Genomic DNA, 6,639 nt, shown 5'->3' on the forward strand with positions numbered 1-6,639 from the left:
GAGCTCCTCGGCGGAGCGCTGCGGGGGCAGCAGGCCCCCGGCGACCAGGGTGCGCAGGGCGATCTCCTGCTCGCCGGCCATCCGGCCGAGCTCGGCCGCCTCGCCGCCGAGCGCGGCACCGCGCCGCTGCACCATGGCCAGCACCTGAAGGACGCCGTCGTGGATGTCGCGGGCGAGCCGCTCGCGCTCGCGGGTGGCGGCCTCGATGCGCAGGGCGCGGGCGAGGGTGCGCTCACTGGCGCGGGCGACCTCGACGATGTAGCCGATGGCGATGCTGGAGACCCACACCAGGAGCACGTTGTGGACGGTGTCCCGGGCGGGGCTGCCGCGCTCGGCGAGGTTGGCGACGGCCACGAGGGTGGAGCCGACGGCCGCCCAGCGCCAGCCGCCCTTGATGGCCAGGCCCAGTACGGCGCCGCCGGTCCATATGGACGGCAGGGTGGCCGCACCGCCGTCGATGCGGGCCGGGGAGTCCACGACGGCGGTGATGAGGATTCCGGCGAGCGCGAGGGCCAGGTCGGCGATGAGGAACCGTTTCGTGCAGCGCTCCGGCGCCGAGGTGCGGTTCCACGTGAGCGCCATCCACCCGGTGAGTACGCCCATATAGAGGGCGCCGCCGAGCGGATGGGCGTACTCGTGGTAGTTGATGGCGAAGATCGCCAGGGCGTAGCAGAGCGTCAGAATGCGGTAGCCGGTCAGCGCGCGCCACAGCGGCAGCTCCACCGACATCCGTACGACGCGCGGCTTCCTGCTGCGCGGTGTCATCGACCAACCCCCGAGCCGGGCGCGCTGCGCCGCCGGCTGCCGCTCCCCTTTACTTTCCGCCCTGATCGGCTGCCTTGCCGAGCCCGGCGGCCTTCGCCGCCTTCTCCTCCTCGGCCTTCCGCTTCGCCTCGTCCGCGATCTGCCGCTTGGCGGCGGTCGCGTAGATGTCCACGTACTCCTGGCCCGAGAGCTCCATGATCTTGTACATGACCTCGTCGGTGACCGAGCGCAGGATGAAGCGGTCGCCGTCCATGCCGTGGTAGCGGCTGAAGTCCAGCGGCTCGCCGATGCGGATGCCCGGGCGCACCATCTTGGGCAGCACCTTGCCCGGGGGCTGCACCTTCTCCGTGTCGATCATGGCCACGGGGATCACCGGCGCCCCGGACAGCAGGGCCACCCGGGCGAGCCCGCCCGGCTTGCCCCGGTAGAGACGGCCGTCGGGGGAGCGGGTGCCCTCGGGGTAGATGCCGAACAGCTCACCGCGCGCCAGCACGTCCAGGCCGCTCTTGACCGCGGCCTCACCCGCGCCGCGGGCACCCGAACGGTCGACGGGCAGCTGGCCGACGCCCTTGAAGAACGCGGCCGTCAGCTTCCCCTTGACTCCGGGGGAGGTGAAGTATTCCTGCTTCGCGATGAACGTGACCTTGCGGTCGAGCACCGCGGGCAGGAAGAACGAATCCGAGAACGACAGGTGGTTGCTCGCGAGGATCGCGGGCCCTTCGGCCGGGATGTTCTCCAGGCCCTCCACCCACGGCCGGAAGGCAAGCTTCAGCGACCCGCCGATGGACACCTTCATAGCGCCGTAGAACAACCGAGAACCTCCTGTGTGTGACGAGGAGACCTTAACCTGCCTACCCGCCGTGCGGCGCTCCGCGTACGCTGAGGACCGGACCCTCTGTGTCCTCCCTTGCCCCCGTTCCACCGATCGGAGATCCCGGTGCCGCTCCTCCCCGGAGCCGAGCCGTTCCGCCATGAAGGCGGAGAGGTAGGCGTCCTCGTGTGTCACGGCTTCACCGGTTCCCCGCAGTCCGTGCGGCCCTGGGCTGACCACCTGGCCGGGCGGGGCCTGAGCGTCTCGCTGCCGCTGCTGCCCGGGCACGGCACCCGCTGGCAGGACATGCAGCTCACCGGCTGGCAGGACTGGTACGCGGAGGTCGACCACGCGCTGCGGGAGCTGAGCGAGCGCTGCTCGCAGGTGTTCGTGTGCGGCCTGTCGATGGGCGGGGCGCTCGCCCTGCGCCTCGCGGCCCGCCACGGGGACGCGGTCAGCGGCGTCGTCCTCGTCAACCCGGGCAACAAGGTCCACGGCCTGGCCGCGCGGGCCCTGCCCGTCGTGCGCCACTTCGTGCCCTCCACCAAGGGCATCGCGAGCGACATCGCCAAGCCCGGCGCCCAGGAGGTCGGCTACGACCGGGTGCCGCTGCACGCCGCGCACTCGGTGCGCCGCTTCTTCCAGCTGGTCGACGCCGAACTGCCCCAGGTCACCCAGCCCTTGCTGCTGATGCACAGCCCCGAGGACCACATCGTCCCGCCGGCCGACTCCGCCCGCATCCTCGCCCGCGTCTCCTCCCGCGACGTCACCGAGCGCCTGCTGGAGCGCAGCTACCACGTGGCCACCCTGGACCACGACGCCGAGCGCATCTTCGAGGACACCTACGCGTTCATCGGCCGGCTCTCCGGCGTCGGCTCCCAGGAGGGGACGGCCGCCCGTGGCTGAGCGTGACGCGGGCCGCGACGAGAGCCGCGACCCGCTCGACGAGGACGCGGCCTGGGCGGAGCTCGTCGCCGCGTACGGGGAGCAGCCCGACCCCGCGACCGGCCGCTGGCCGGCCACGGGCGGCGACACCGGCACCCCTGCGGGGGCCGGGAAGGACGCCCCGGAGAAGGACGCTCCCGGGAAGGATGCCTCCCCCGAGCCCGCTCCGGCCCGGGAGGAGCCCCCGGGCAGCTTCATCGTCTACGCGCCCGGCGTCGGCCCCCGCGACTGGAGCACGCCGGAGTCCCCGCAGGACGGCGCGGACGATGCGGACGACCCGGCCGACGAGGGCCACTTCATCCCGCCCGAGCCGCCGCCCCTGCCCACCGGGGACGTCACCGCGCGCTTCGCCTGGATCGCCGTGCTGGGCGGTCCGCTGCTGCTACTGATCATGGTGCTGCTGCAGCAGCAGCTCACCTGGTGGGTGACGACCCTCGGGGTCGGCGGCTTCCTGGGCGGCTTCGCCACGCTCGTCCTGCGGATGAAGGACAGCGACGACGAGGACGACGACCCTGGGCGCGGCGCGGTGGTGTGAGCCGCCCGCCCTACGCGGCCGGCACCCGCAGCGCGGCCAGCACCGGCAGGTGATCCGTGGCTGCCCGGAGATCGCTTTCGGCGATGCCGGGCAGCCCCATGGGCACCCCGCACCCCAGCACCTCCACCCCCTCCGTCGCGAAGACCGCGTCGATCCGCTGCAGCGGATCGCCCAGCCGGGTGGTGTGCTCCCTCCCCCACGGCTTCGTCGCCCAGCCGTCCTGCAGGGCGTCCGCCAGCAGGCCGAAGGTGCGGCCGTCGGGGCGGTCGTTGAGATCGCCCGCGGCGACGGCGTGCGGCACGTCCATGGCGGCCAGCCGGTCGAGGAGCAGCCGGCCCTGTTCGTAGCGCTCCCAGTCCTTGATGCTCAGGTGGCAGCTGAGGACGCCGAGCCGGGCGCGGCCGAAGCGGAGCACCGCGGTCGAGAAGCCCCGCTGGTGGAGGCCGGGGGTACGGGGCAGCAGGATGTCCTCGGTGCGCTCCACGTGGGCGCGGAGCGAGGAGAGGACCATCGGCCCGGAGGCGGTGGCGCCGCCCGCGACGTGGACGAGCCCGGAGGTCCGGGCGAGCCGGGCGGCGGCCTTGCGCCAGCGGAAGAAGCGGGGGGCCTCCTGAACGCAGACGACGTCGGGCCGGCAGGCCCGGATCACCCGGGCGAGGGCCGCGACGTCGTCGCGCATGGAGCGGATGTTGTAACTGAGCACGCGGATGACGGCAGAGCCGTCCGGCTCGGTTCGCGATGCCGGGAGGTCCGCCAGGACATCTGCACTCATGCGCTCGCCCATCCCTTCCGCCGCAACGGCGCAATGCGAGACGGCGGTGTCCGGCGGTGCCGAATCCACTTGAGCCGGGTTCGGCACCGCCGGTATGCGCCATCGTGGTTGACATCCGCTGCGGCGGAGAAGAACGCCTGGCGGCGGACAGGAACGGGGCGCCCCGGACCGCGGGGTCGCCCCGGATGCAAAGCTAGCCCTGACGGGCCAGGTCCGCCGCGCCGACGAGCCCCGCCTTGCCGCCCAGCTGCGCGGCCAGCACCTGTGCGTGCGGGCGCCACTGACCGCCGATCAGCCAGCGCTTGAAGGACTTGCGGATGGGGTCGAGCACGAGGTCGCCCTCGTCCGAGACGCCGCCGCCGACGATGAACGCGGAGGGGTCGAAGAGCGAGGCCAGGTCGGCCAGGCCCGCGCCCGCCCAGCGGGCCAGCTCGCGGAAGGAGTCGATGGCGACCGGGTCGCCCTGCCGGGCGGCGGCGCTGATGTGCTTGCCCTCGATGCCGTCGACCGTGCCGTCGCCGAGGCCCAGCAGGATCGTGGCGTTCTCGGGGGTGGCGTTGGCGCGCTGCTTGGCGTAGCGGACGAGCGCGCGCCCGGAGGCGTACTGCTCCCAGCAGCCCTGGCTGCCGCAGCCGCACAGCAGGCCGTCGGGGACGACCCGGATGTGGCCGAACTCGGCGGCCACGCCGAAGCGGCCGCGGCGGAGCTTGTTGCCGATGATGATGCCGCCGCCGAGGCCGGTGCCCAGCGTGATGCAGATGACGTCGTCGTGGCCCTGGCCGGCGCCGAAGCGGTACTCGCCCCAGGCCGCGGCGTTGGCGTCGTTCTCGACGACGACGGGGAGGCCGACGCGCTGCTCGACCTTGTCCTTCAGCGCCTCGTGGCGCCAGTTGATGTTCGGGGCGAAGAGGACGGTGGCCCGCTTGTCGTCCACGTAGCCGGCGGCGCCGATGCCGACGGCCTCCACGTCGTGGTCGGCGCTGACCGTACGCACCGCGTCCGCGATGGCGTCGATGACGCCCTCGGGGGTCGACGGGGTCGGCACTTTGCACGTCGCGAGGATGTTGCCCGCTTCGTCGACCACACCGGCCGCGATCTTCGTGCCGCCGATGTCGACGCCGATGGTGAGTCCCATGTGTCCCTCAGTTTTTCGCTCGAACCCCGCCGCGACCCACCGTACCGGAGCCGGGGATCAGTCGAGGTCGATGCGCTCGCTCCCGCCCTTGCCTCCGTCACCTTCGCCGGGTCCGGCGGGCTTTCCGGGGCGCTGCGCGGGCTCCTCGCGCACCCAGCGGGCCTCCTGGCCCCGGACCGCCGCGCGGTAGGCGGCCAGGAGTTCGGAGCCGGCGGAGGCGAGGTGGTCGAAGACATCGGGGTTGCGCTCGATGACGGGCTCGACGACGGCCTTCGCCTGGGCGACGACCTGCTGGACGACGACCTGGGCGGTGCCGCCGCCGAGCGGCAGCTGCATGCCGGAGACCTTGTCGGCGACGGCGTCGACGAGCTTGCGCAGCTCCTCGGCGGCGGTGCCGGGCGGCGGCCCCTGCTGCGCGCGCCGGCGGGCGCGCTCGGCCGCGAGGTCCTCGGCGCAGGCATCGCCCCAGGCGTCGGGGTCGGGCGCCTCGGGTGCGGGGCGCTCGGTGTGATCGCTCATGGCAGCGCCTCCTGGCTCCTGCAAACAGGGGTTTTCTCCGACGTTACCCGAAGGGCCGGGTGCCGTTCAGGCAGTGCCGTTCAAGAGGACCTTGGCCACAGGCCGGGGTCGGGGGTGAAGCGTACGCACAGCGCTCCGTCCCGCAGGCCCGCGCCCGAGACGGTGCAGCGGCGCAGCGCGGAGGGCAGGGTCAGGACGCGGCGGAACGGGCCGACGCCGATGATGAGTTCGTCGCCGCGGCGCAGCAGGTCGAGGTCGCCGCGGTCGGCGCCGGGCAGCGGGAGGCGCCACAGCAGGACGCCGTCGGCGGCGAGGCGGTCCTCGACGGCCGGGTCCCCGGCGCCGCCGGTGCCGCTCCAGCCGTCGAGCTCGTCGGTGAGGCCGCCGCCGGGTATGACGCCGAAGCCGCCGGCCGAACCGTTTCCTCCTGCAGCGGCGGCGACGCCGATGGTGGTCGAGCGCGCCCGCGCGGCGAGTTCGGCGAGGTCCTGCGGGCCGCGCGGGCCGCGGCCGAGGTGCGGCAGCTCGCAGACGGTGACGCCGTCGACCAGGAACTCCTCGTGCAAGCTCTTGTGGGCGGCCAGCTGCTCGGCGACGAGCCCGGCGAGCCAGGGGCCGGTGACCCCCTCGTCCGTCACGCCGTCGCCGGTGACGCCGGGCAGCAGGCGGTTGGCGACCAGGGCGTCGACGCGGCAGCCCTGGAGGGAGAGGGCGGCGCGGGCGAGGCGCAGTTCGCCGGCGGCGAGCGGGCCGGGCTCGGCGACGAGGCGCACGGTCGTGCCCTCGGCTTCGAGGACGTCCTGGACGGCGGCGAGCTCGGCCTCCCAGCGGCTTGCGGTCTCGTAGAGCCGCTGCGCGGGCATGGGCACGCCGGCGAGCTGGGCGAGCACGGGGCGCAGGGCGCGGGCGGCCTGCCGCTCGGCGGGCAGCAGCCTGCGCAGGTAGCGGCGCAGCTGCTCGGGGAGGGCCAGCAGCCGCACCGTGGCGTGCAGGGGCGGCATGTCGGCGACGAGCAGGTCGTAGCCCCCGTCCGCGTGGGCGGCGCGCAGGGCGGTGAGGAGCGCGAGGGGCTCGGCGCCGGGGAGTTCGGTGAGCTCCTCGGGGTCGAGGGGGCTCGCGCCGAGCAGGTCGAAGAGGGAGGCGCCGCGGTCCTGCAG

The 6,639-nt window shown here is 73.9% G+C and carries 8 protein-coding genes; 2 read left to right on the forward strand and 6 right to left on the reverse strand.

Annotated features, from left to right (window positions below; genetic code table 11):
- Together V7793_RS30730 and V7793_RS30735 are read right to left on the reverse strand one after the other, a co-directional pair.
- Nucleotides 1-765 (reverse strand): DUF5931 domain-containing protein (locus V7793_RS30730; protein ID WP_336012704.1); only part of this gene is annotated, 765 nt, incomplete at its 3' end.
- Between the two features lie 49 nt (nt 766-814).
- Complete coding sequence (locus V7793_RS30735) at nt 815-1,576, reverse strand: lysophospholipid acyltransferase family protein (RefSeq protein WP_336012707.1); 762 nt, start codon at nt 1,574-1,576, stop codon at nt 815-817.
- A 126-nt stretch (nt 1,577-1,702) separates the two neighbouring features.
- Between V7793_RS30735 and V7793_RS30740 the strand changes: the two genes are divergently transcribed.
- Nucleotides 1,703-2,482 carry an alpha/beta hydrolase gene (locus tag V7793_RS30740; RefSeq protein ID WP_336012710.1) on the forward strand — a complete coding sequence of 260 codons (780 nt, stop codon included), beginning with the start codon at nt 1,703-1,705 and terminating at the stop codon, nt 2,480-2,482.
- On the forward strand, nt 2,475-3,056 hold the full coding sequence (locus tag V7793_RS30745; protein ID WP_336012712.1) for a hypothetical protein: 582 nt from the start codon (nt 2,475-2,477) through the stop codon (nt 3,054-3,056). Before V7793_RS30740 ends, V7793_RS30745 begins: the two co-directional genes overlap by 8 nt.
- Nucleotides 3,057-3,066: 10 nt before the next feature.
- On the opposite strand, the gene V7793_RS30750 is transcribed toward V7793_RS30745, so the two are convergent.
- The 4 genes from V7793_RS30750 to V7793_RS30765 all read right to left on the reverse strand — a co-directional run.
- Nucleotides 3,067-3,828: an endonuclease/exonuclease/phosphatase family protein gene (locus V7793_RS30750; RefSeq protein ID WP_336012714.1), complete on the reverse strand. Its 762-nt coding sequence runs from the start codon at nt 3,826-3,828 to the stop codon at nt 3,067-3,069.
- Between the two features lie 193 nt (nt 3,829-4,021).
- Nucleotides 4,022-4,963: an ROK family glucokinase gene (locus V7793_RS30755; RefSeq protein WP_336012717.1), complete on the reverse strand. Its 942-nt coding sequence runs from the start codon at nt 4,961-4,963 to the stop codon at nt 4,022-4,024.
- A gap of 57 nt (nt 4,964-5,020) precedes the next feature.
- Complete coding sequence (locus V7793_RS30760; RefSeq protein WP_336012719.1) at nt 5,021-5,482, reverse strand: DUF5304 family protein; 462 nt, start codon at nt 5,480-5,482, stop codon at nt 5,021-5,023.
- An 80-nt stretch (nt 5,483-5,562) separates the two neighbouring features.
- Nucleotides 5,563-6,639: ArsA family ATPase (locus V7793_RS30765; protein ID WP_336012722.1), on the reverse strand; the 1,077-nt coding region annotated here is incomplete at its 5' end.

Origin of the sequence: Streptomyces sp. KLMMK (assembly GCF_036961605.1) — a bacterium.
In the GTDB taxonomy this organism is placed as follows: Bacteria; Actinomycetota; Actinomycetes; order Streptomycetales; family Streptomycetaceae; genus Streptomyces; species Streptomyces telluris.